Here is a 21222-nt window from a genome sequence, read left to right as displayed (position 1 = left end):
TGTCTCCCTCGCTTTCTTAACGTACTAGCTCGACGATTTTTTGTGCTCCGTCCGCCATCGATTCGGCCGCAATAATGTTTAAGCCTGACTCTTGCAAAATCTTTTTCCCAAGCTCAACGTTCGTTCCTTCAAGCCGGACGACAAGCGGAAGCGTCAAACCGACTTGCTTCGTCGCCGCGACGATGCCGCTCGCGATGACATCGCATTTCATAATGCCGCCGAAAATGTTGACGAAAATGCCTTTGACGTTCGGGTCGGACAAAATGATTTTGAACGCTTCCCTTACTTTTTCCTCGCTGGCGCCGCCGCCGACATCGAGGAAGTTGGCCGGCTCGCCTCCGTAATATTTGATGATGTCCATTGTCGCCATCGCCAAGCCGGCGCCGTTGACCATGCAACCGATGTTGCCGTCAAGAGCGATGTAGTTCAAGTCGTATTTCGACGCTTCGACTTCTTTCGGGTCTTCTTCATCCAAGTCGCGGTATTCAAGGATGTCCGGATGGCGGTATAAGGCGTTTGAATCGAAATTCAGCTTCGCATCAAGCGCCATCACTTTGCCGTCGCCGGTGACGACAAGCGGGTTGATTTCGGCGATCGAGCAGTCTTTATCGACAAACACTTGGTACAAGCCCATCATAAATTTGACCGCTTGGTTGACGAGATGCTTCGGAATGTTGATGTTGAAAGCCAATCGGCGCGCTTGGAACGCTTGGAGCCCGACGGCTGGATCGATGTATTCTTTAAAAATTTTCTCCGGCGTTTTCGCCGCCACTTCTTCGATTTCCGTTCCGCCTTCTTCCGACCCCATTAACACGACGCGCGAGGTGGCGCGGTCGACGACAAGGCCGATGTAGTATTCTTTTTGGATGTCGCACCCTTCTTCAATCAACAGCCGTTTCACTTCTTTTCCTTCCGGGCCGGTTTGATGGGTGACGAGCACTTTGCCGAGCAATTCGCTGGCGTATGTACGGACTTCCTCGAGGCTTTTTGCCACTTTCACCCCGCCCGCTTTGCCGCGCCCGCCGGCATGAATTTGCGCTTTGACGACACACACCGGCGCGCCGAGCTCTTTCGCCGCTTCGACCGCTTCATCCACCGTGAACGCGACGCGGCCGTTCGGCACGCTCACACCATAGCTTCGCAAAATTTCTTTTGCTTGGTATTCATGAATGTTCATGCGCCAACCTCCTATGTATAAAATCAAAAAAGTCTTAGCGCTTTCATTTTATACCTAACATTTCGCGCTTGTCCACCGTTTCGCCGCAAAATTAAGAAAGCGGGGAATAGGAAAATTACCCCTTCCCCGCTCTTTCTCCTTTCGCTTCCTGATCAAGCTGATACAAAAACGCGAACAATTCAGCCACTAAGGCGTACAGCTCCTCCGGGATCATTTCGTTGATCTCCACTTTCCCCAGCAGCTCAACAAGCGTCGGATCTTGGCGAATCGGCACGCCGTGCTGCCGGGCGGCGGCGATGATCGCTTCGGCGACCTTGCCAACCCCTTTCGCCTTGACGATCGGAGCTGCGTCAAGTGCCGCATCGTAAGACAAGGCGACTGCTTTTTTCCGCTCCTCGTTCATGCTTGGCAATCCACCTCGCTGCAACTGTCGGCAAACAGAAAAACGGAAGGCGGAGGAGGGGCGGAACGCGTTGCCTTTACATCAATGCCTGAAAGCGCATAGCCGTGCGCCTGAAACCGCTCTTTGACAAGCGGAGCCATCCGAGCGGCAGCAACCGCCAACCGCGGATCATCGTGAAAAATGGAGATGTGGACGATCCGTCGTTGCACGCGCATATCAACGATCACCTCTCCCAGCTCTTCAAGCGTCAGGCAACAAACAATGCGGTTGTAATCGGCATCAAGCGGCCCGCCTTGTTTCCTCCTTCCTTGCCAGCACACAGCAAAATCGCTGCTGCGGCCGCCAAGCGGCAATGGAAACGAAATCCATACGTGCTCAATGAGCCCATCGCCGCCAGCAGCGATGGCCATGCCATCGAGCTGGTCGAGAATCGCTTCGGCCGCCCTCTTGGCCCCTTCGCTCCCCGATTCATGAAGAAAGCGAAGAAGCAGCCGTTTCAACGACGGGGCGGAAGGCAAATCCTCGATTTTCCCAACACGGACGAGCGCCGCCTCGTCCTCAAGCCCAAGCCGCACGGCCGCTCGCCTCAGCCAGCAAAACAGCGACAGCGCCGGATCTCTCGTCGCTCGAGCGGCCGCCCACAACTTCGCTTCCGCGGCGGGCAGCGCTCCGCTTTGATAGGCAGCATCAAGAGCTGCCCACTGTTCCAAAAACGCCTCCTCGTCCGTCAAGCCGAGCTGCCGAATGATATCGACAAACCGGCGGCATTGCACCGCCTCCCGAAGCGCCAAGCGGCGGTCCTCCGGCAACGGGGCGAGCCCAAGGCGGGCAAGAAGCGCGCGGGCCGTTTCGGCCTCTTCCTCCCCTGACAGCAACAAACGCACGGCCGCCTCGTAAGCGGACAGCGGCGGTGAAAGAAACTTCTCCATCGCCCGGCTGAGCTCAAGCGCCGCCGGATGGGCGGAAAGGGCGGCAATGGCCGCTTTCAGTTTCCCCAACCCCTCAGCGAGCGGCACCCCGGTTTTGGCTGCCCATAGCGCGCGAAACACGGCTGAAGAGAACGGCAGCCGGCGGCGAAACAAATGGGCGAGCACGTCTTCGGCCGCGTCCGGCTGGCCGGTCTCTTTCACCGCTTCAGTCAGTGCGGCAATTTCCTCTTTCGTTGCAGCCGCGCCAGCTTTCAGCGCTTGGCGGAGCACCGGCAGCGCCGCATCCGGCAGTTTCCACGCTTTTTGCCACCGGCGCACCGCCTCTTCACCTGACGGAGCAGACGCCGGTTCGGAAAGGGGAATGGCTTTCCAATAAATTGTTCCTTGTCGTTCGTGAATTTCAAACAAATACAAACGTCCGACGGCAAGCGGCGCCTCCAAACGGGCGCGCACAAGCTGTCCGCCAGCGCGGACGAGCGCCGCCCGCTCCCCGGTTTCCATCTCCTCGACCCGCTCCACTCGGCCGACGACGGCCTGCCCCGGCTGAAACCGCCGGCTGGATGTCGCGTCGCGGACAGCGGTCGTTGGCATTGTCCGCTCCATGCGCTCGACCATTTCGTCCCATCCCTTCTTCTAGAGCTGCTCGCTCGCCTTCAGCACCTCCCTCACCGGTGCGAACGAACGACGGTGCTCAGGCGTAACGCCGTAGCGGCGGATCGCCTCGAAATGTTCCGGCGTTCCGTAGCCCATATGGCGCGCGAACCCGTATTGTGGATAGCGGCGATCCAGTTCTTTCATCCACCGGTCGCGCGTCACTTTGGCGATGACCGACGCAGCGGCGATTGAAGCGCTGTTGGCGTCTCCTTTTATGAGGCGCTGTTGCGGCAGTGGGCACGGCACCGCCATCGCATCAACAAGCAAATGTTCAGGCGGCGGGGAAAGGGCGTTCACCGCTTTCGCCATCGCTTGCCTTGTCGCTTCGTAAATATTCCTTTCATCGATCTCCGCCGCGCTGACGATGCCGATGCCGATGGCGACGGCGCACGCTTCAATTTGCGCAAACAATGCCTCGCGCTTTTCCGGCGTCAGCCGCTTCGAGTCGTCAAGCCCCGGCAAATAGGCGTCTTTCGGCAAGATGACCGCGGCGGCGACGACCGGGCCGGCCAGCGGGCCGCGCCCGGCCTCATCAATGCCGGCGATCCGTCTAACGCCAGCGGCGTATAGTTCCCTCTCATAACGCATTAGTTCTTCCCACCGCTGCTCGATGGCGTGCCGGCGCGCTTTCTGCCTTTCAAAACGGGCAAGAAGCGCCTGCACGCTTTTTCGCTCATCCTGCCGCAGCATCTCCCAGCGCGGGTCGTCCGCGCCAAGCTTCGGAAGCAGCGCTTCAATGTCTTTCACCGTATACCGCTTCATGCTCCTCTCCCTCTTCTACTTATTACTATCGGCTCTGTTTGGCCGACCGTAAAGCACCGCCGGCAAAAAACGCCCGCCGGACGCGCTACGTCCGTGAAGCGGGCGTTTCAAAGCTTAAGCGGCCTAATTTTTCCGTGCGGATGTCATACAAAACGATGTCAGCCACTTTATCGTAGTCAACAGCGCCGCCTGACGTCAAGCAGCCGCGCCGCCTTCCGATGGCGTCAAACAAGGCGACGATGTCATCAGGAATGTCATCAAGGCCGTAGCGCTCCGCAAGCCGGTTGGGATAGTGAGTCGACAAAAAGCGGAGCGCATAGACGGCGACATCCTGCAAGTTTAAAATTTCGTCCTTAATGGCGCCGGTCACCGCCAACTTGTAGCCCACGTCCTCATCCTCAAATTTCGGCCATAGGATGCCTGGGGTATCAAGCAGCTCCATTTCTTTGCCGACTTTGATCCATTGCTGCGCTTTTGTCACCCCCGGCTTGTCGCCGGTTTTCGCGATATGGCGGCCGGCGAGCCGGTTGATCAGCGTCGACTTGCCGACGTTCGGGATGCCGACGATGAGCGCCCGAACCGGGCGCGGTTTTTTAATCCCTTTCGCCCGCATTTTCTCGAATTTGTCTTTCACCATCTCTTTCGCTGCCGCCGCGATTTGCCGGACTCCTGTTCCGCTTTGAGCATCGATGGGCAAAGCCAGCCGCCCTTGATCGTGGAAATAGCGGATCCACTGTTCGGTCACCGCCTCATCGGCCATATCAGCCTTATTGAGCAAAATGAGGCGCGGCTTTTGTCCGAGAATCTCGTCGATCATCGGGTTGCGCGAGGACATCGGCACACGGGCGTCAAGCAGCTCAAACGCTACGTCGATCAACTTTAATTTTTCTTGCACTTCCCGCTTGGCCTTCGCCATATGGCCGGGGAACCATTGAATCACTGTCATTGGCATCACCTGCCTCGTTTATTTCACAATCCGGGCGTCAGCCAACGGCCAATACACAAGATTCGCCTTGCCAACGACTTTGGACATCGGAATGAAGCCGATATGGCGGCTGTCTTTGCTGAAACGGCGATTGTCGCCCATGACAAACAAATGCCCCGGCGGCACCGTGCTTCGCCCGGTCAGTTCCTCCAAAGTGAACGATTCCGTCAGTGGACCGCCGTCGGACAACTGCTTTTTATACTCGTCCAAATACGGCTCTTCATACGGCTTGCCATTGATATAGAGCGTATCATTTTTGTATTCAATTCGGTCGCCCGGCAGGCCGATGACTCGCTTAATATAGTCTCTCCCTTCTTCGGCGTGAAAAACAATGATATCGAAACGGTGCGGCATGCCGATTTTATACGCCAGTTTATTGACGATCATCCGCTCATGGTTATGTAATGTCGGCATCATCGAATAACCGTCGACGATGATCGGAGCGAAAATAAAGTAGCGGATGCCCCCGGCGAGCAAGACGGCAACGACGATCGCTTTCATCCATTCACGCCATTCGCTTTTTTTCTGTTCCATTGTCCACCCACCTAAATCAAAGTTTGCAGTCGTGGATCACTACCGTAATCATCATTGGCGGTAGTGAAAAAAGGAGCTTGAAAGCAAGCTCCTTTTCCGCTGTGATCCACCGTTGTCCATTATTGCGCTGCGTTCGTATTTTCCTTGATGCGCGCCGCTTTGCCGCGAAGTTCGCGCAAGTAGTACAATTTCGCGCGGCGGACTTTCCCGCGGCGGATGACTTCCAGCTTGGCGATTTTCGGCGTATGCACCGGGAATGTGCGCTCAACGCCGACGCCATAGGACACTTTGCGGACCGTGAACGTTTCGCTGATGCCCGCTCCGCGCCGTTTAATGACGACACCTTCAAACACTTGGATGCGTTCGCGGTTGCCTTCGACGACTTTCACATGAACGCGCACCGTGTCGCCCGGGCGGAAATCCGGCAAATCCGTCCGCAGTTGTTCTTTCGTAATCTCTTGGATTAAATGATGCATCATGATCCACTCCTTCCACAGATGTTCATGCCAATGATCTCTTCATTGCAGCGGAACATCGTTTTCCATCCTCAAGCCAATCGCTTAAGGTCACACAAAAGACATGATAGCATAAACTGTTGACTCAGGCAATAGCTATTCGCGCTCCTTTTCCCACTCTTTCAGCCATTGCTTTTGCTTGTCTGTAAGCGGATATTCATCGAGCAAGTCCGGACGGCGCAAAAACGTGCGCCGGAGCGATTCCTTCTCGCGCCACTCGGCGATGAGCTGATGGTTGCCAGAAAGCAGAATATCCGGCACTTTCATGCCACGGAAATCGGCCGGTCTTGTGTATTGCGGATACTCAAGCAGCCCGGAGCTGAACGAGTCATCGACCGGCGACGCCTCATTGCCGAGCACCCCGGGGAGAAGACGGACGACGCTGTCGACAATGACCATGGCGCCGAGTTCCCCGCCTGTTAAAATATAGTCGCCGATCGAAATTTCATCGGTTGCTAAATATTGGCGGATGCGTTCGTCATACCCTTCGTAATGGCCGCAAATGAGCACCAAATGCGTTTCTTTCGCCAGCTCTTCCGCCTTTTTTTGCGTGTAGCGCTCGCCTTGCGGGCAAAGCAAAATGATGCGGGCGCCAGGCGATCCAGCCGTCACGTGTTCCACCGCGTCAAAAATCGGCTGCGGCTTGAGCACCATGCCGGCGCCGCCGCCATACGGATAATCGTCGACCGTTTTATGCTTGTTGTCGGCAAACTCGCGAAAATCAATAAGGCGGATGTCGACGGCCCCTTTTTCTTGCGCCTTCTTTAAAATCGACTCGCTCAACACCCCGGAAAACATGCCGGGAAACAACGTTAAAATATCGATCCGCATCACTCGAGCAGCCCTTCCATCGGCCGGATGATGATCGTTTTCCGATCCGGATCGACGTGCAAAACGACCTCGTCAATGTACGGAATGAGCGCTTCCGATCCGTCTTCGCGCCGGACGACCCAGACGTCGTTCGCCCCTGGAGTCAAAATTTCCTTTACCGCGCCGATGGTCTCCCCGCCTTCTGTCACGACAGTGCAGCCGATGATCTCATGGAAATAATATTCCCCTTCCGCGAGTTCGCCGAGCTGGCTTTCCGGCACCTTCAGCATCGCTCCCTTAAACCGTTCCACATCGTTGATGCTGTCATAGCCTTCAAACGACAACAAGTCAAACGATTTATGGACGCGGTGGCTTTTCACCGTGACTTCAATCGGTTCCGTGTCCCGTTCGCGGAAAATGTACAGCTTGTTTCCTTTTTTATACCGTTCTTCAGGAAAGTCGGTGCGCGAAATGACGCGCACTTCGCCGCGAATGCCGTGCGTATTGACAATTTTTCCGACATTAAACCATCGTTCCATCGCTTTCATCCCTTCTTAGCGAATCTCTTTGACGACGCCGTCTTCAATGATGATGGCGCGCGTTTTTGTCACCTCTTCCCAACGGTCGCCGACGTTCACCTCAACGAGCGCCTCGACTTCCCGCTCTTTCAATTCGCTCCCTAACGGTAGCATATGTAATTGTTCGAGCTGAAACTCAAGCAGTTTCATTTTCTCCATCCGCTCGTCGATCTCTTTGGCAAAATATTGTTTCACTAAAGCGGGCGGATAGTTTCCGCTTTTCTCCATTCGTTTCTGTTCAAAACGAAGCTGGTCGCACTCGCGCTCGAGCTGCTGCTTGCGCGCCAAAAACGCGGCGGCAAGCTCTTGTTTGCTCCGTTCGGTGACGATTTGCCGCACCTCAACCGTTTGAATGAGCTTCATCCTCTTCCCCCTTTTGACACGGAATGAACGGCACCCGGGCCATTTTTGCGCCCTTTGGCATCATATCAAAAAAGGGAGAGGAACATCCTCACCCTTTGTCTTTCACTTGCACAACAACCCGCTTTGGCGATCCGGCCGCGGCGGCGGCAACGACCGTGCGAATCGCCTGGATCGTCCGCCCTTGTTTGCCGATCACTTTGCCAGTGTCGTCTTCATGCACGGACAGCTCATAGATGACGGCCGTCTCTTCTTCGCGGCGTTCAACCGCCACCGCCTCCGGATGATCGACAAGCGCCTTGACGATCGTTTCAATGAGCGGCTTCATGTGCATCTCGCTTATTTGCCGTATTTCAAGTTATGGAACTTCTCTAAAATGCCTTGCTTCGACAGCAAGCTGCGCACCGTATCCGATGGTTTGGCGCCGTTTTGCAGCCATTTGAGCGCCAATTCCTCATCGATTTTCACTTGCGCCGGCTCAGCGACCGGATCGTACGTGCCGATCGTTTCGATAAAACGACCGTCGCGCGGCGAGCGCGAATCAGCTACCACGATGCGATAGAATGGTTTTTTCTTTGTCCCCATGCGTTTTAAACGAATTTTTACTGCCATAGTCAGTACGCACCTCCGTATAGAGTTCACACAAGATAGTATATTAACAATTCTTTTTCCGTTTGTAAAGGTTTTTCGCTTAACAGATCTTCATTTACATAAATGGAAAACGGAATCCTTTCTTTTTCCCTTTTGGCATATTCGTCATCATTTTCATCATTTTTTTCATCTCGTCAAATTGCTTCAAAAGCCGGTTTACTTCCTGCACCGTCGTGCCGCTTCCTTTGGCGATCCGCTTTTTGCGGCTAGCGTTGATGATTTCCGGATGCGTTTTCTCTTCTTTCGTCATCGAGCGGATGATCGCCTCAACGCGGGCGATTTGCTTTTCATCGACTTGGATGTTGGCGAGCCCTTTGATTTTGTTGGCGCCCGGCAGCATTTTAATCAGTTCGTCAAGCGGTCCGAGCTTGCGCACTTGGCCGAGCTGCTCCAAAAAGTCGTCAAGCGTGAAGGTGGCCGTGCGCATTTTTTGTTCGAGCTCCTTCGCCTTCTCTTCGTCGACGGCCGCCTGCGCTTTTTCGATGAGCGTCAGGACATCGCCCATGCCTAAAATGCGCGACGCCATTCGCTCCGGATGGAACGGCTCCAAAGCGTCAAGTTTTTCGCCCATCCCAGCAAACTTGATCGGCGCTCCGGTGACGGCGCGAATCGACAGCGCCGCCCCGCCGCGCGTGTCGCCGTCCAGCTTCGTCAAAATCACCCCGGTGATGCCGAGCTGCTCATGGAAGCTTTGTGCGACATTGACGGCATCTTGCCCGGTCATGGCGTCAACGACGAGGAAAATTTCATCCGGCTTGACCGCTTCTTTCATTTGCTTCAGTTCATCCATGAGCGCTTCATCAATGTGGAGGCGGCCGGCTGTGTCGATGAGCACGTAATCATAATGCTCTTCTTTCGCCCGCTCGAGCGCCTGTTTCGCGATTTCAACCGGATTGGCGTGCTCGCCTAACGAAAAGACAGGCATGTCGAGCTGCTTGCCAAGCGTCTCAAGCTGTTTGATCGCCGCCGGGCGGTAAACGTCGGCAGCCACCAGAAGCGGCTTCCGGTTATGCCGTTTGCGCAGCAAGTTGGCCAGCTTCCCGGTGGTCGTCGTTTTCCCGGCCCCTTGCAACCCGACCATCATCACAACGGTCGGCGGTTTCTTCGCGACAGCGATTTGGCTTTGCTCACCGCCCATTAACGCCGTCAGCTCTTCCTTGACGATTTTGATCACTTGCTGGCCCGGCGTTAAGCTTTTCATCACTTCCTGCCCGACAGCCCGCTCGCTCACCTGTCTGATGAAATCTTTGACGACTTTAAAGTTGACGTCAGCTTCCAAAAGCGCAAGGCGCACTTCGCGCATCATCTCTTTGACATCCGCTTCGGTGACTTTCCCTTTGCCGCGGATGCGGTTCATCACCTGCTGCAAACGTTCAGACAGTCCTTCAAACGCCATGGCGGCCACCCCCTTTTTTAATCAAGTTCGTCAAGCTCGCGGACTAGCGCCGCCAATTCGGCGTCAGCGCCGTAGCGCCGGCTGATGTAGTCTTTCAGCCGCTCGATGATCTGCCGCCGCCGTTCATATTTTCGCAGCAGCCCGAGCTTCTCTTCATACTGCTCCAGCATCGCTTCTGTACGCCGGATGTTATCGTACACCGCCTGGCGGCTCACCTCATATTGTTCGGCAATTTCCCCGAGGGAGTAGTCGTCCAAGTAGTAAAGCGCCATATAGTTGCGCTGTTTCGGCGTCAACAGCGCTTGGTAAAAATCGTATAAATAGTTCATGCGCATCGTTTTTTCCAGCACCGGACTCTCCCTCCCTCATTGTTAAGTAAAATACCTTTACAAAAATGTAGTGTACCGTCTTTTCGGCAAGGTGTCAAGGGATGGAACGGACAAAGGGCTTATCGGTTACACCCCCGTGGACGTAACAACAAAGGGCGCTCCATTGTTTTGGGAGCACCCTCTGTTGGCTTGTTTATGATTCCAGCAAATCAGCAAACAATCCGTAGACGTACTGTTCTGGATCGAACACTTGCAAATCGTCCATCTTCTCGCCGAGGCCGACGAGTTTCACCGGGATGGCCATCTCGTTGCGAATGGCAAGCACGATGCCGCCTTTCGCCGTGCCGTCAAGCTTCGTCAACACGATGCCGGTCACATCGGTCGCTTCTTTAAACAGCTTGGCTTGGCTCATCGCGTTTTGCCCGGTCGTCGCATCCAACACAAGCAGTACTTCATGCGGAGCGCCCGGAATTTCGCGGCTGATGACGCGTTTCACTTTTTCGAGCTCTTTCATTAAATTCACTTTGTTTTGCAGCCGCCCGGCCGTGTCGCATAACAATACGTCAACGCCGCGCGCTTTCGCCGCTTGAATCGCATCATACATGACCGCCGCTGGATCGGAGCCGGCCGCCTGCTTAATGACGTCGACCCCAACGCGCTCGCCCCACGCTTCGAGCTGCTCGATCGCCCCGGCGCGGAACGTGTCGCCAGCTGCCAACAAGACGGATTTCCCTTCCGATTTCAGCTTATGGGCGAGCTTGCCGATCGTTGTCGTTTTACCGACGCCGTTGACACCGACGAACAAAATGACCGTCAGCCCGCCTTCTTGTATATTCAAAGCGGAAAGTTCTTTGTCATCGGCGCCGGCGCGGTAAATGTCAACGAGCTTTTCGGCGATGACGTCGCGCATTTGCGCCGGGTCTTGAATGTTGCGGCGCTTCACTTCCATTTTCAGCTCATCGACAAGTTCCATGACGGTCGTGACGCCCACATCCGCGGCGATCAAAATTTCCTCAAGCTCTTCAAAAAACTCTTCATCCACTTTCCGATAACGGGCGATGAGGTCGTTCACTTTCCCGGCGAGCGAATTTCGCGTTTTTGACAGCCCTTCTTTAAACTTTTCGGTTACGGCATCCGCTTGCTTTGTCCATTTTTCTTTCCATTTTTGAAAAAAACCCATCCAAAGCGCCTCCTTTCCATTATGACCGCACGAGCTCCTTCGAATCTTCCAAACGGACGGAAACAAGCTTTGAGACGCCCGATTCTTGCATCGTGACGCCGTACAGCACGTCCGCTTCTTCCATCGTCCCTTTTCGATGGGTGATGACGATAAACTGCGTGTCGCGGCTGAACCGTTTTAAATATTGGGCATACCGCTGCACGTTCGCTTCATCAAGCGCCGCTTCGACTTCATCAAGGACGCAAAACGGCACCGGACGCACCTTTAAAATCGAAAACAAGAGGGCGATCGCCGTCAGCGCCCGTTCGCCGCCGGAAAGCAAGCTTAAATGTTGCAGCTTTTTCCCCGGAGGCTGAGCAACGATGTCGATCCCAGTCTCAAGCAAGTCGTTCGGATCGGTCAGCCGCAAATCGGCGCGCCCGCCGCCGAACAGCTCGCCAAATACCTCGCCAAAATGGGCGCGGATTTGTTCAAACGTCGCGAAAAATCGTTTTTTCATTTCATCGTCCATTTCATCAATGACTTGGTGGAGCGTCGCCTTCGCCTCTTCCAAATCGGTTTTTTGCTCGCTTAAAAAGCGGTGCCGTTCGGAAACTCGTTCATATTCATCGATCGCCCCCAAGTTGACGGTGCCGAGCTCCTCCATGGCGCGCTTGATCAGCTTCACCCGCTTGCGCGCCTCATCGGCGCCGATCTCAAGCGGGTACGCGGAGCGAGCCGCTTCAAACGACAGCCCATACTCTTCGCGCAGACGGACAAGCAAATTCTCAAGCTCCACATCAAGCCGGTTCAACTTTACTTCTTCGTCTTTCACGACATCGGCGAGCTGTTTATGCTGCCGCTTCGTCTCTTTCCATTCCTGTTCCAAATGTTCAAGACGGCGTTGGAAATCGAGCCGCTGTTCGCGACGGCTCGCAATCAGCTCCAATGTCTTTTGCTTGTCCTCAAGCTTTTGCTTTCGCAGCTGCTCAATCTCTTCCTCGTTCCATTCCGGCGCCTCCATTTCCGCATCCAAAGCGGCTCGTTCGCGCTCTGCTTCTTTGAGCCCACGGATCGTTTCGGCAAGCTCCGCTTCCCATTCTTCCACTTTCCGGCGTGCATGTTTCACGCGCTCTTTCGTTTCCGCCAAGGCGATTTTTTGCTCCGTGATCGCTGCCTGGAGCGCCTCTTTCGTCGTTTGCTCCGTCTGTTTTTGCGCCTGCAGCCGGCTGATGTCGTCATCGATCGCCTGCAGTTTCTCGGCAAGCTGCTCAAGCTGCCTGTCAATGGCGCCGAGGCGGCGGTTGAGCTCTGCCATTTCGCGCTCGTCGTTCGCCTTTTCTTCATCATACAGTGCGAGCCGCTCGTCGATCCGTTTTTTCTGCCATTCGAGCTCGCGTTGCTCGTCCTTTTGTCTTTGCAGGGCCTCCCGAAGCGCCGCAACCTCTTCTTGCAGCGCGGCCGCCTGCGCTTCCTGCTCCGCCAGCTCGTGTCGTTTTGCGGCAACAGCCCGCTCAAGCCGAGCGATCGTTTCATCCATTTCCTGCAGTTTGACCGAAAGCGTCTCAAGCTCGCGGTTTCGACTTAGCAACGACGCGGTCTTTTTCGCCGCCCCGCCGCCGGTCATCGCCCCGCCAGGGCTGACGACATCACCGTCCAATGTCACGAGGCGATAGCGATAGTGAAGAAGCTTGGCCAGCTCATTCGCGCCTTTTAAATCGGCTGTCACGATGACATGGCCGAGCAAATGGGCGATCGCCGCCCTATAGGCGCGGTCGTATTCGACGAGCTCGCTTGCGATGCCGACAAACGCCGGATGGCGGTCAATCGCCGCCCGCTCCCGTTCGGAAAGCGCGCGCGCTTGGATGACGTCAAGCGGCAAAAACGTCGCGCGCCCGTAGCCGTTCGTTTTCAAATAGTGAATCGCTTGCCGCGCCGCCTGTTCGCTGTCAACGACGATATGCTGCATCGCCCCGCCGAGCGCCGTTTCAATCGCCGTCTCATAGCGGTCCGGCACGCGAATGAGCTCAACAATGGCGCCATGAACACCGGGCAGAAGGTCGCGCGCCTTTAATACTTCTTTTACTCCTTGGACAAAACCGGAATAATCATGTTGCATCTCTTCCAACCATTGCTGGCGCGCTTTGGTTTGCTGCCGGTATTGGCGCGCCTGATGCAGCAACGCTTCATGCTGCTCGAGCTCCGTTTTTTGCGCTGCGAGCGCCGCGGCGAGAGCGGCTTGTCTGTTATGCGCTTCCGTCAGCGCCTGTTCGAGGCGGGTCTGCTCGGCCCATAAAGCCGCCCGCTTCTGCTCGAGCTGTTCACGTTCGGCGAGATGGCGGCGGTTCGCTTCATCGAGCGCCGTCCGTTTGGCATGCAGCTTGCCAAGCGCCTGCTCCACATGTGCGCGTTCGTTTTTCAACGCCGCCTGTTCATGAACAAGGTCGATGTAATCACCTTTTCGCCGCTCGATTTCTTCTTCAATGTCGGCTTCATGCGCCGAAAACAAAGCCTGTTTTTCTTTCAGCTCCCGCTCGAGCGCTGCGGCGCCCGCCTCAAGCCGGGCGAGTTCCTCCCGCTCGGCATGCAGCTGCTCCGTCAAGCGGCGCCGTTTCGCAGCCAGTGCAGCCGTTATGTCGTCCAGCTGCGCTTTTCGCCTCGCGGCATGCTTTTTTCTCTCTTTCAATACTTCTTTCCGCCCTTCGAGCTTCTCAAGCTCTTCGCTGGCTAAAAGAAGCACTTGCTGCAAACCGTCGATCGATTCGTCAATGGCGGTCATTTGATCGCGGAGCTGTTCGATTTGGGCTTCCATTTTCTGCAACGCCGCCGCCAGCGCCACTTCGTCCCGCTGGTGCCCATCAAGCGCTTCCTTCAACTCATTCCATTGCCCGCGCAGCTGCTCGATGTCGTGAACCATCAGCGCCACTTCAAATCTCTCGAGCTCTTCGCGTTTTTCCAAAAACTCTTTGGCGAGCGACGCCTGCATGCGGAGCGGCTCAAGCTGCTGTTCGAGCTCGTGCAAAATATCGTTGACGCGGTGCAAGTTGTCTTGCGTCTCCGCTAGCTTCGCCTCCGCCTTTTTTTTCCGCAGCTTGTACTTCAACACGCCGGCCGCTTCTTCAAAAATCGTGCGCCGCTCTTCCGGTTTGCTGCTTAAAATCTCTTCGACCCGGCCTTGGCCGATGATGGAAAACGCCTCCTTGCCGAGCCCGGAATCGAGAAACAAATCGACGATGTCTTTCAAACGGCACGGCTGGCGGTTGATGAAAAACTCGCTCTCCCCCGAGCGATAGACGCGCCGGGTCACGCTCACTTCCTGGTACTCAAGCGGCAAAAAGCCGTCTTCATTGTCGAGTGTGATCGTCACTTCAGCCACATTGAGCGGCTTGCGCGATTCGCTGCCGGCGAAGATGACGTCTTCCATTTTCGCCCCGCGCAACGATTTTGCTGATTGCTCACCGAGCACCCAACGGATCGCATCGGTAATGTTGCTTTTGCCGCTCCCGTTCGGACCGACGACCGCCGTCACACCAGGGACAAACTCGATCGATACACGGTCGGCGAACGATTTAAAGCCGATCACATCCAATCGTTTCAGGAACATGGTATGACGCCTCACCATCTTTCCACTGTGATCCACCACAAACACCCCGGAGCCCTTTTTGGAAACCGAGACGTTCGATCTTTTCATCCTACCATATGAGCTATCGAAAAAAACGCCTTTCTTCCCCCGCTCAAGGCGCGCATGTTCATCGAAACACCCATGAGCAGCGTTTGCTCTCCATCCCTTCGCACGTTCACAGAAAAAAGACTGACGTAACAGCGCCAGCCTTCACTGCTGATCGGCAGCCCGCAACGTTTCGAGCGCCATTTGCGCCGCATGTTGTTCGGCTTCCTTTTTCGAGCGGCCGACGCCGATGCCAAGCTCTTGGCCGTTTAACGCTACGCGGGCGACAAACTCCTTGTTGTGGGCCGGACCTTTTTCCTCCAAAATGGCGTATTCAAGCGTTCCGCTGCCGTCCCGCTGCACCAATTCCTGCAGCTGGCTTTTAAAATCCATCACATGAGAAAAAGCACCTTCATCAATTTTCGGAAACATCGTTTTCTCCAAAAAGCGGATGACCGCGTCCATTCCTTGATCCAAATACAAAGCGCCGATGAACGCCTCAAAGACGTCTGCCAAGAGCGCCGGACGCGTCCGCCCGCCGGTCAGCTCCTCGCCTTTGCCGAGCAAGACGAGCTCGCCGAACGACAGGGCGTTGGCAAATTTCACAAGCGACGGCTCGCAGACGATGGCCGCCCTCAGCTTCGTCAATTGCCCCTCGCTCATATGCGGGAACTTTTGAAATAAATATTGAGAAACGGTCAGCTCCAGCACGGCATCGCCTAAAAACTCAAGCCGTTCATTGTCTTCGTGAAGCCGCCGCCGATGCTCATTCACATACGATGAATGGGTGAACGCTTGAATCAACAGCTTTTCGTTTCGAAAGGTGATGCCGATTTTGTTTTGCAGCTCTTGAAACTTCGCCCGCCTCTTTTCATGGATGCGCTCTTTATCTTTTTGTTTTGACATAAAAATGCCCTCCGACTTCGTTCCAGAACAAAATGGCCGTGTCTTCTTCTATTATATCCGTTCTCCGGTCCGCTACGCGAGCGGGAATCGTGCGCTTTTTTCCGCAAGGCCCGCCGAGCATCCCTGAAAAAGCAGAGAAAGCCCCGTTCGAAGCAACGGGACTTTGCAAAAAAGCAGCATTACAGACGACTTTTTATGTAGTTCACAGCGTCTCCGACTGTGACGATTTTTTCCGCCTCTTCATCGGAAATTTCCATGTTGAATTCATCTTCAAGTTCCATGACGAGTTCGACGATGTCGAGCGAGTCAGCGCCCAGGTCGTCCTTAAACGACGCTTCGAGCGTCACTTGCGATTCGTCAACCCCCAGCCGGTCAACGATGATTTTCGTTACACGTTCCAATACATCGGCCATTGCGTTCACCTCCCTTCATGATTATAGTCGATTGGCAGAAAAAATACTAGCGCTGTTTTTCTTACGGCATCACCATGCCGCCGTCAACATGAAGCGTCTGTCCAGTCATGTAGCTCGCGGCGTCGGAAGCGAGGAAAGCGACGACGCGGGCGACATCATCCGGCTCGCCAAAGCGGGCGAGCGGAATTTGCTTTAACATTTCCGCCTTCAGCTCCGGGCTGAGCGCTTCGGTCATATCGGTCGTAATGAATCCTGGTGCGACGGCGTTAACGGTGATGTTGCGGCTGGCGAATTCGCGCGCCGCCGTCTTCGTCAGCCCGATGACGCCGGCCTTGGCGGCGACATAGTTCGCCTGCCCCGGATTGCCGATCACGCCGACGACCGAAGCAATGTTGACGATCCGCCCATAGCGCTGCTTCATCATCGGGCGCGTTGCCGCCTTCGTACAAAGAAATACTCCTTTTAAGTTCGTGTTAATCACGGCATCCCATTCTTCTTCTTTCATCCGCATCAATAAATTGTCGCGTGTAATGCCGGCGTTGTTGACCAAAATATCGAGGCGGCCAAAATGGTCAATCGTCGTTTTCACCATGCGCTCAACATCTTCAGCGCGGGCGACGTCCGCCTGCACGGCGATCGCTTCGCGGCCGAGCGAGCGGATGGCCTCGACAACTTCATTCGCTTTCGCCTCGCTGCCGGCGTAATTGACGGCAACGTTCGCCCCTTGGCGGGCAAGCTCCAGAGCGACCGCCCGGCCAATGCCGCGCGACGCCCCGGTCACAAGAGCAATTTTTCCTTCGAGCATCGCTTTATTCCCCTTTCAGCGCCGCAACGGTCGCTTCGAAGGAAGCAAGATCGTTCACCGCATAAACGCGGGCGTTGCGGTCGATTTTTTTCACAAGGCCGGACAACACTTTTCCCGGACCGATTTCGACAAACGTGTCGACGCCAAGCGAAAGAAGCGTGCGCACCGACTGCTCCCAACGCACCGGCGAATACAGTTGTTCAATGAGAAGGCGGGCGATGTCCTCTTTTTTCGTCACCGGCTCAGCAGTCACATTGGCGACGACCGGAATGACGGCGTCACGAATCACCAAACTGTCAAGAACCGCTTTCAGTTTTTCTGCCGCCGGCTTCATGAGAGCGGAGTGGAACGGACCGCTCACCTCAAGCGGAATGACGCGTTTGGCGCCGCGTTCTTTCAAAAGCTGAGCCGCTTTTTCCACTCCGGCTTTCGAGCCGGAGATGACAATTTGCCCCGGGCAGTTGAAGTTGGCCGGCTCGACCGGATCGCCTTGGGCGGCGATTTCATTTGTCACTGCTTCAAGCGCATCAGCGTCCATCCCAAGCACCGCCGCCATCGTCCCTTCACCGGCCGGCACCGCTTCATCCATCAGCTCACCGCGGCGGCGCACCGCGTAGACGGCATCGGCAAACGACATGGCGCCGGCGGCGACAAGCGCCGTATATTCGCCTAAGCTGTGGCCGGCAACATAGTCCGCTTTCAGCCCAGCGCCGTCGACAAGCTGGAGCAAGGCGATGCTGGCGGTCAAGAGCGCCGGCTGGGCGTTATATGTCAACGTCAGCTCTTCTTGCGGTCCGTTGAACATGAGCTTGGAAAGCGCGAATCCAAGCCGCTCGTCAGCCTCCGCGATGACGGCACGGGCGCGGTCGTCATGCTCGGCAGCGTCTTTCGCCATGCCGACCGTCTGCGATCCTTGGCCAGGAAATAAAAAGGCGATTTTCCCCATTTTTGATTCCTCCTTTACCGATTATGCCCGTTCCAGCTCCGCTCTGATCGTGCCGATGACATCATGAACCACCATCTCTCGCGCCTGGCGGATGGCGTGGAAGATGGCGTTCGCATCGGACGACCCGTGCGCTTTAATGACCGGAGCATTTAAGCCAAACAGCGCCGCGCCGCCATACTCCGAGTAGTCCATCATTTTTTTCAGCCCGGCGAGCTTTGGCTTGAGGACGGCGGCGGCCAGCTTCGCCGCGACGCCGCTTGTCAGCGTCTGCTTGAGCAAGGAAAAGAGCGCCAGCGCCGTCCCTTCAATCGTTTTTAACGCAACATTGCCGGCAAAGCCGTCGGCGACGACAACATCAGCCACTCCTTGCAGCAGATCGCGCGCTTCGACATTGCCGATGAAATGAAGGTTCGTTTCCTTGAGCAAGGCAAACGCCCGTTTCGTTGTTTCGTTTCCTTTTTGGTCTTCCGTTCCGACGTTCAGCAAGCCGATGCGCGGTTTTTCGACGCCGCGCACGTTCTTTGCGTACACATGTCCCATCAAAGCGTATTGCTGCAAATGTTCCGGCTTTGCATCGACGTTGGCGCCGACATCCAGAAAGACAAAGCCGCGCCCATCCAACGTCGGCAGCGTCGGGGCGAGCGCCGGGCGGTCGATGCTGGCTGCCCGCCCGACGACAAACAGTCCGGCTGCCATGAGCGCCCCGGTATTGCCGGCGGAAATGCAGGCAGCGGCGCGCCCTTCTTTCACTTCTTCCGCCATGCGCACCATCGACGAGTTCTTTTTGCGCCGCACTGCCCGCACCGGCTCATCATCTGCTTCGATCACTTCGTCGGTGTGGATGATCGAAATGCGCTCTTCACCCGTCACATGCGGGCGAATTTTCTCTTCATCGCCAATCAGCGTAATCTCGATGTCAGGGAAATGGGCGGCGGCCATAAGCGCCCCGCGCACGATTTCGCCCGGGGCATGGTCTCCACCCATGGCATCAACCGCGATATTCATTGCTGTCCCCATCCTTTTTCTCTATGTTTGAACGATACATTTCAAACGTACCAGAAAAGACGAGCTCCTGGCCGACGTAGCTGTTCACCTCGACGATTGTGCGCCCGTGCGCCGTTTTTCCGGTCACTTTCGCTTTGGCTACGACCCGCTCCCCTTCTTTCACTTGGCGCACAAAACGAATGGTCGCTTTCGCTGTCAGCGCCAGTTCATCATGGATGACAGCGACGGCAAGCGAGTTGGCCTGAGCGAACAAATGATGGCCGCGGGCGATGCGGGTGCGCCGAAAGACGTGCTCCTCTTTCACATCGAAAATCGAAATGGCGCTCGCATCCGGCTCGATGTCAATAATGTCGCCGATCACTTCTTCAAGCGGCAACGCCCGCACTTTATCAGCGAACGACTGGCGGGCGACATTCTTGATGCGCTCACGCAGTTCGGGAATCGACAGCTCAAGCCGATCAAGGCGGATCGTCTGCACGCTGACCGAAAATTTTTCGGCGAGCTCTTCATCGGTGATAAACGGGTTTTCCCGGATCGTCTCCTGCAACAACCGTTGCCGTTCGCGTTTGCTTTTTCTCATCGATTCGTGACACCGTCCGATTTTATGACTAGGTACTAAAAGTAATATATAATATCAAAAAACGAAATGCAAGCACAAAAAATGAACAGCGCCACATGCTGTCGGCCGCTGTGGATCCGACGCCCCCCTCGCCAAACGGCTTTCTGCTCCATCCTCGAGGCTCACAAACGAAATAGTGGGACAGGCATCTCCTGCCTCCTCCGTCCGAACAATAAAAATATAGGCTTTCACTGGCCAAAAAATCAATTACCATCTGTAGATGAGCAAATTCACTGACATAAATTGACAACTAAACAAAAAAGGAGACATGAACCCGATTCCTTGGTTAGAATAGATGTACCACCAACTATCCACAAGGAGGTTCATGTCTCATGAATAGATTAGCACATCACCAAGGAATCCACAAGTTTTTCTTCACGCTGGGGTTGACGCTGCAGCTTTCCAAACCGGTCATCAAGCATCTCATTCATATTGTCGATGCCTTGACCACCAAGGGATTCTCGGGAACATTGACTGATATTCATTACTGGAGCTTTCATCCGAATCATCGAACGACGCTCAGTCACTTTTTCACGAAAAGCCCTTGGAACGAGGAAAGGCTGCTTGGGAAGCTTCAAGAGTGGATCCTTTCCCAGGTCGAACGACTGGCCAAACGGAAGAATCAACCCCTTTTTGTTTCGATTGATGATACGATTTGCCAAAAAACGAAGCCTTCGTCACGGGCTGCGCACGCCATTCAAGGGTGCGACTGGCACTACTCGCATAAAGATCATCAATCGGTCTGGGGGCATTCGCTCGTTTGGCTGATGGTGCACACCTTCACGCAGGCGTTCCCATTTGCGTTCCGCCTGTATGACAAGAAAGCGGGAAAAAGCAAGATCGACCTGGCGATCGAGATGCTTTCCTCGCTCAAGGTGAAGCGGGCTCAGCCGGTGTATGTGCTCATGGATTCGTGGTATCCGTCCAAAAAGCTCATTGAAGCCTGCTTGAAACAGGGATTCCATGTCATCGCGATGCTCAAGACGAACCGGATTCTCTACCCGAAAGGCATCGCCATCCAAGCCAAGCAGTTCGCCCGCTATATCGAGTCCAAAGACACCCGCCTCGTCACGGTGGGGCAGGAGCGTTATCGCGTGTATCGCTATGAGGGGGCCATCCATGGCCTCGATGACGCGGTGGTGCTGCTGGCTTGGAAGGCGGATCAGCCGCTGACGCCGGAACATCTTCATTGCATCTTGAGCACCGACCGGGAACTCGGGGACGAAGACATCTTGCGTTACTACGCCCAGCGCTGGACGATCGAGTGCTTTTTCCGGCAGGCGAAAGATCAACTGAAGCTGGATGGATACCGCGTTCGCCACATTCGGGCGGTGAAACGGTATTGGGCGGTGGTGCTGTTGGCCTGCGTGTACAGCATCGCCGAATCCCGACAAAACCTCTCCACCGGGCTGGAGCTTCTTCGGTCGCGGAAAGACCACAGCGTCGTCGAGTTCATTTATGACGCTGCGAAGCAAGATATTCCCATTGATGTGATCAAAAAACAGCTCCGTATCGCGTAAGGGGTACCCTGTTTGTCTCTCTAACCATGGAAATTATTGTAATGAAAAATGCTCATCTACAGTTACCATAAAAAACAGCGGGGCGCGAATGCGCCGGCG

Annotated in this window: 23 protein-coding genes; 1 reads left to right on the top strand and 22 read right to left on the bottom strand. The window is 55.3% G+C overall.

The genetic code is table 11. The features are described from left to right. Nucleotides 1–16: 16 nt before the first annotated feature. From sucC to fapR, 22 genes are all read right to left on the bottom strand, one after another. The gene (sucC, locus tag GT3570_RS05685; RefSeq protein ID WP_011230708.1) at nt 17–1177 is read right to left on the bottom strand and encodes an ADP-forming succinate--CoA ligase subunit beta; all 1161 of its coding nucleotides are present in this window, start codon (nt 1175–1177) and stop codon (nt 17–19) included. A 115-nt stretch (nt 1178–1292) separates the two neighbouring features. Next, nucleotides 1293–1580, bottom strand: a complete 288-nt coding sequence (locus tag GT3570_RS05680) for an EscU/YscU/HrcU family type III secretion system export apparatus switch protein (protein ID WP_011230707.1) — start codon at nt 1578–1580, stop codon at nt 1293–1295. Beyond that, nucleotides 1577–3124, bottom strand: coding sequence for a flagellar hook-length control protein FliK (locus GT3570_RS05675; protein ID WP_011230706.1), 1548 nt, complete (start codon nt 3122–3124; stop codon nt 1577–1579). The genes GT3570_RS05680 and GT3570_RS05675 overlap by 4 nt, the downstream gene beginning before the upstream one ends. A gap of 18 nt (nt 3125–3142) precedes the next feature. After that, entirely contained in the window at nt 3143–3925 is a 783-nt protein-coding gene (locus GT3570_RS05670) for a ribonuclease HII (protein ID WP_011230705.1), read from the bottom strand. 85 nt (nt 3926–4010) lie between these two features. Further along, entirely contained in the window at nt 4011–4877 is an 867-nt protein-coding gene (gene ylqF, locus GT3570_RS05665; protein WP_062898525.1) for a ribosome biogenesis GTPase YlqF, read from the bottom strand. Nucleotides 4878–4889: 12 nt separating this feature from the next. Continuing rightward, complete coding sequence (lepB, locus tag GT3570_RS05660) at nt 4890–5444, bottom strand: signal peptidase I (protein ID WP_011230703.1); 555 nt, start codon at nt 5442–5444, stop codon at nt 4890–4892. Between the two features lie 119 nt (nt 5445–5563). Next, entirely contained in the window at nt 5564–5920 is a 357-nt protein-coding gene (rplS, locus tag GT3570_RS05655) for a 50S ribosomal protein L19 (RefSeq protein WP_013145772.1), read from the bottom strand. Nucleotides 5921–6055: 135 nt separating this feature from the next. Further along, nucleotides 6056–6790: a tRNA (guanosine(37)-N1)-methyltransferase TrmD gene (gene trmD / locus GT3570_RS05650; RefSeq protein ID WP_011230701.1), complete on the bottom strand. Its 735-nt coding sequence runs from the start codon at nt 6788–6790 to the stop codon at nt 6056–6058. Further along, nucleotides 6790–7308: a ribosome maturation factor RimM gene (gene rimM / locus GT3570_RS05645; RefSeq protein ID WP_015374399.1), complete on the bottom strand. Its 519-nt coding sequence runs from the start codon at nt 7306–7308 to the stop codon at nt 6790–6792. The genes trmD and rimM overlap by 1 nt, the downstream gene beginning before the upstream one ends. A gap of 15 nt (nt 7309–7323) precedes the next feature. Next, the gene (locus tag GT3570_RS05640) at nt 7324–7710 is read right to left on the bottom strand and encodes a YlqD family protein (RefSeq protein ID WP_011230699.1); all 387 of its coding nucleotides are present in this window, start codon (nt 7708–7710) and stop codon (nt 7324–7326) included. Between the two features lie 88 nt (nt 7711–7798). Next, nucleotides 7799–8035, bottom strand: a complete 237-nt coding sequence (locus GT3570_RS05635) for a KH domain-containing protein (RefSeq protein ID WP_011230698.1) — start codon at nt 8033–8035, stop codon at nt 7799–7801. An 11-nt stretch (nt 8036–8046) separates the two neighbouring features. After that, nucleotides 8047–8319, bottom strand: a complete 273-nt coding sequence (gene rpsP / locus GT3570_RS05630; protein ID WP_011230697.1) for a 30S ribosomal protein S16 — start codon at nt 8317–8319, stop codon at nt 8047–8049. Between the two features lie 94 nt (nt 8320–8413). Further along, nucleotides 8414–9754 (bottom strand): signal recognition particle protein, encoded by a 1341-nt coding sequence (gene ffh / locus GT3570_RS05625; protein WP_011230696.1) that lies wholly within the window; start codon nt 9752–9754, stop codon nt 8414–8416. A gap of 17 nt (nt 9755–9771) precedes the next feature. Then, nucleotides 9772–10104 carry a putative DNA-binding protein gene (locus tag GT3570_RS05620; RefSeq protein WP_011230695.1) on the bottom strand — a complete coding sequence of 111 codons (333 nt, stop codon included), beginning with the start codon at nt 10102–10104 and terminating at the stop codon, nt 9772–9774. Between the two features lie 172 nt (nt 10105–10276). Then, a complete protein-coding gene (gene ftsY / locus GT3570_RS05615) occupies nt 10277–11263 on the bottom strand; it encodes a signal recognition particle-docking protein FtsY (protein ID WP_013523383.1) in 987 nt (328 codons plus the stop codon). Nucleotides 11264–11282: 19 nt separating this feature from the next. Beyond that, on the bottom strand, nt 11283–14846 hold the full coding sequence (gene smc / locus GT3570_RS05610; RefSeq protein ID WP_062898524.1) for a chromosome segregation protein SMC: 3564 nt from the start codon (nt 14844–14846) through the stop codon (nt 11283–11285). A 228-nt stretch (nt 14847–15074) separates the two neighbouring features. Then, complete coding sequence (rnc, locus tag GT3570_RS05605) at nt 15075–15815, bottom strand: ribonuclease III (protein WP_011230692.1); 741 nt, start codon at nt 15813–15815, stop codon at nt 15075–15077. A gap of 179 nt (nt 15816–15994) precedes the next feature. Beyond that, nucleotides 15995–16228 carry an acyl carrier protein gene (locus GT3570_RS05600; RefSeq protein WP_011230691.1) on the bottom strand — a complete coding sequence of 78 codons (234 nt, stop codon included), beginning with the start codon at nt 16226–16228 and terminating at the stop codon, nt 15995–15997. Nucleotides 16229–16289: 61 nt separating this feature from the next. Beyond that, nucleotides 16290–17033, bottom strand: coding sequence for a 3-oxoacyl-[acyl-carrier-protein] reductase (fabG, locus tag GT3570_RS05595; RefSeq protein WP_011230690.1), 744 nt, complete (start codon nt 17031–17033; stop codon nt 16290–16292). A 4-nt stretch (nt 17034–17037) separates the two neighbouring features. After that, nucleotides 17038–17979, bottom strand: coding sequence for an ACP S-malonyltransferase (fabD, locus tag GT3570_RS05590; protein ID WP_011230689.1), 942 nt, complete (start codon nt 17977–17979; stop codon nt 17038–17040). A 21-nt stretch (nt 17980–18000) separates the two neighbouring features. Then, nucleotides 18001–18984, bottom strand: coding sequence for a phosphate acyltransferase PlsX (gene plsX, locus GT3570_RS05585; RefSeq protein ID WP_011230688.1), 984 nt, complete (start codon nt 18982–18984; stop codon nt 18001–18003). Continuing rightward, nucleotides 18968–19564: a transcription factor FapR gene (gene fapR, locus GT3570_RS05580; protein ID WP_011230687.1), complete on the bottom strand. Its 597-nt coding sequence runs from the start codon at nt 19562–19564 to the stop codon at nt 18968–18970. The genes plsX and fapR overlap by 17 nt, the downstream gene beginning before the upstream one ends. Before the next feature lie 371 nt (nt 19565–19935). Between fapR and GT3570_RS05575 the strand changes: the two genes are divergently transcribed. After that, entirely contained in the window at nt 19936–21123 is a 1188-nt protein-coding gene (locus tag GT3570_RS05575; RefSeq protein ID WP_062898523.1) for an IS701 family transposase, read from the top strand. The last annotated feature ends 99 nt before the right edge of the window (nt 21124–21222 follow it).

This window comes from Geobacillus thermoleovorans (assembly GCF_001610955.1).
GTDB lineage: Bacteria > Bacillota > Bacilli > Bacillales > Anoxybacillaceae > Geobacillus > Geobacillus thermoleovorans.
The sequence above is the reverse complement of the archived record's forward strand: the minus strand, read 5'-3'. Positions and strand labels throughout refer to the sequence as shown.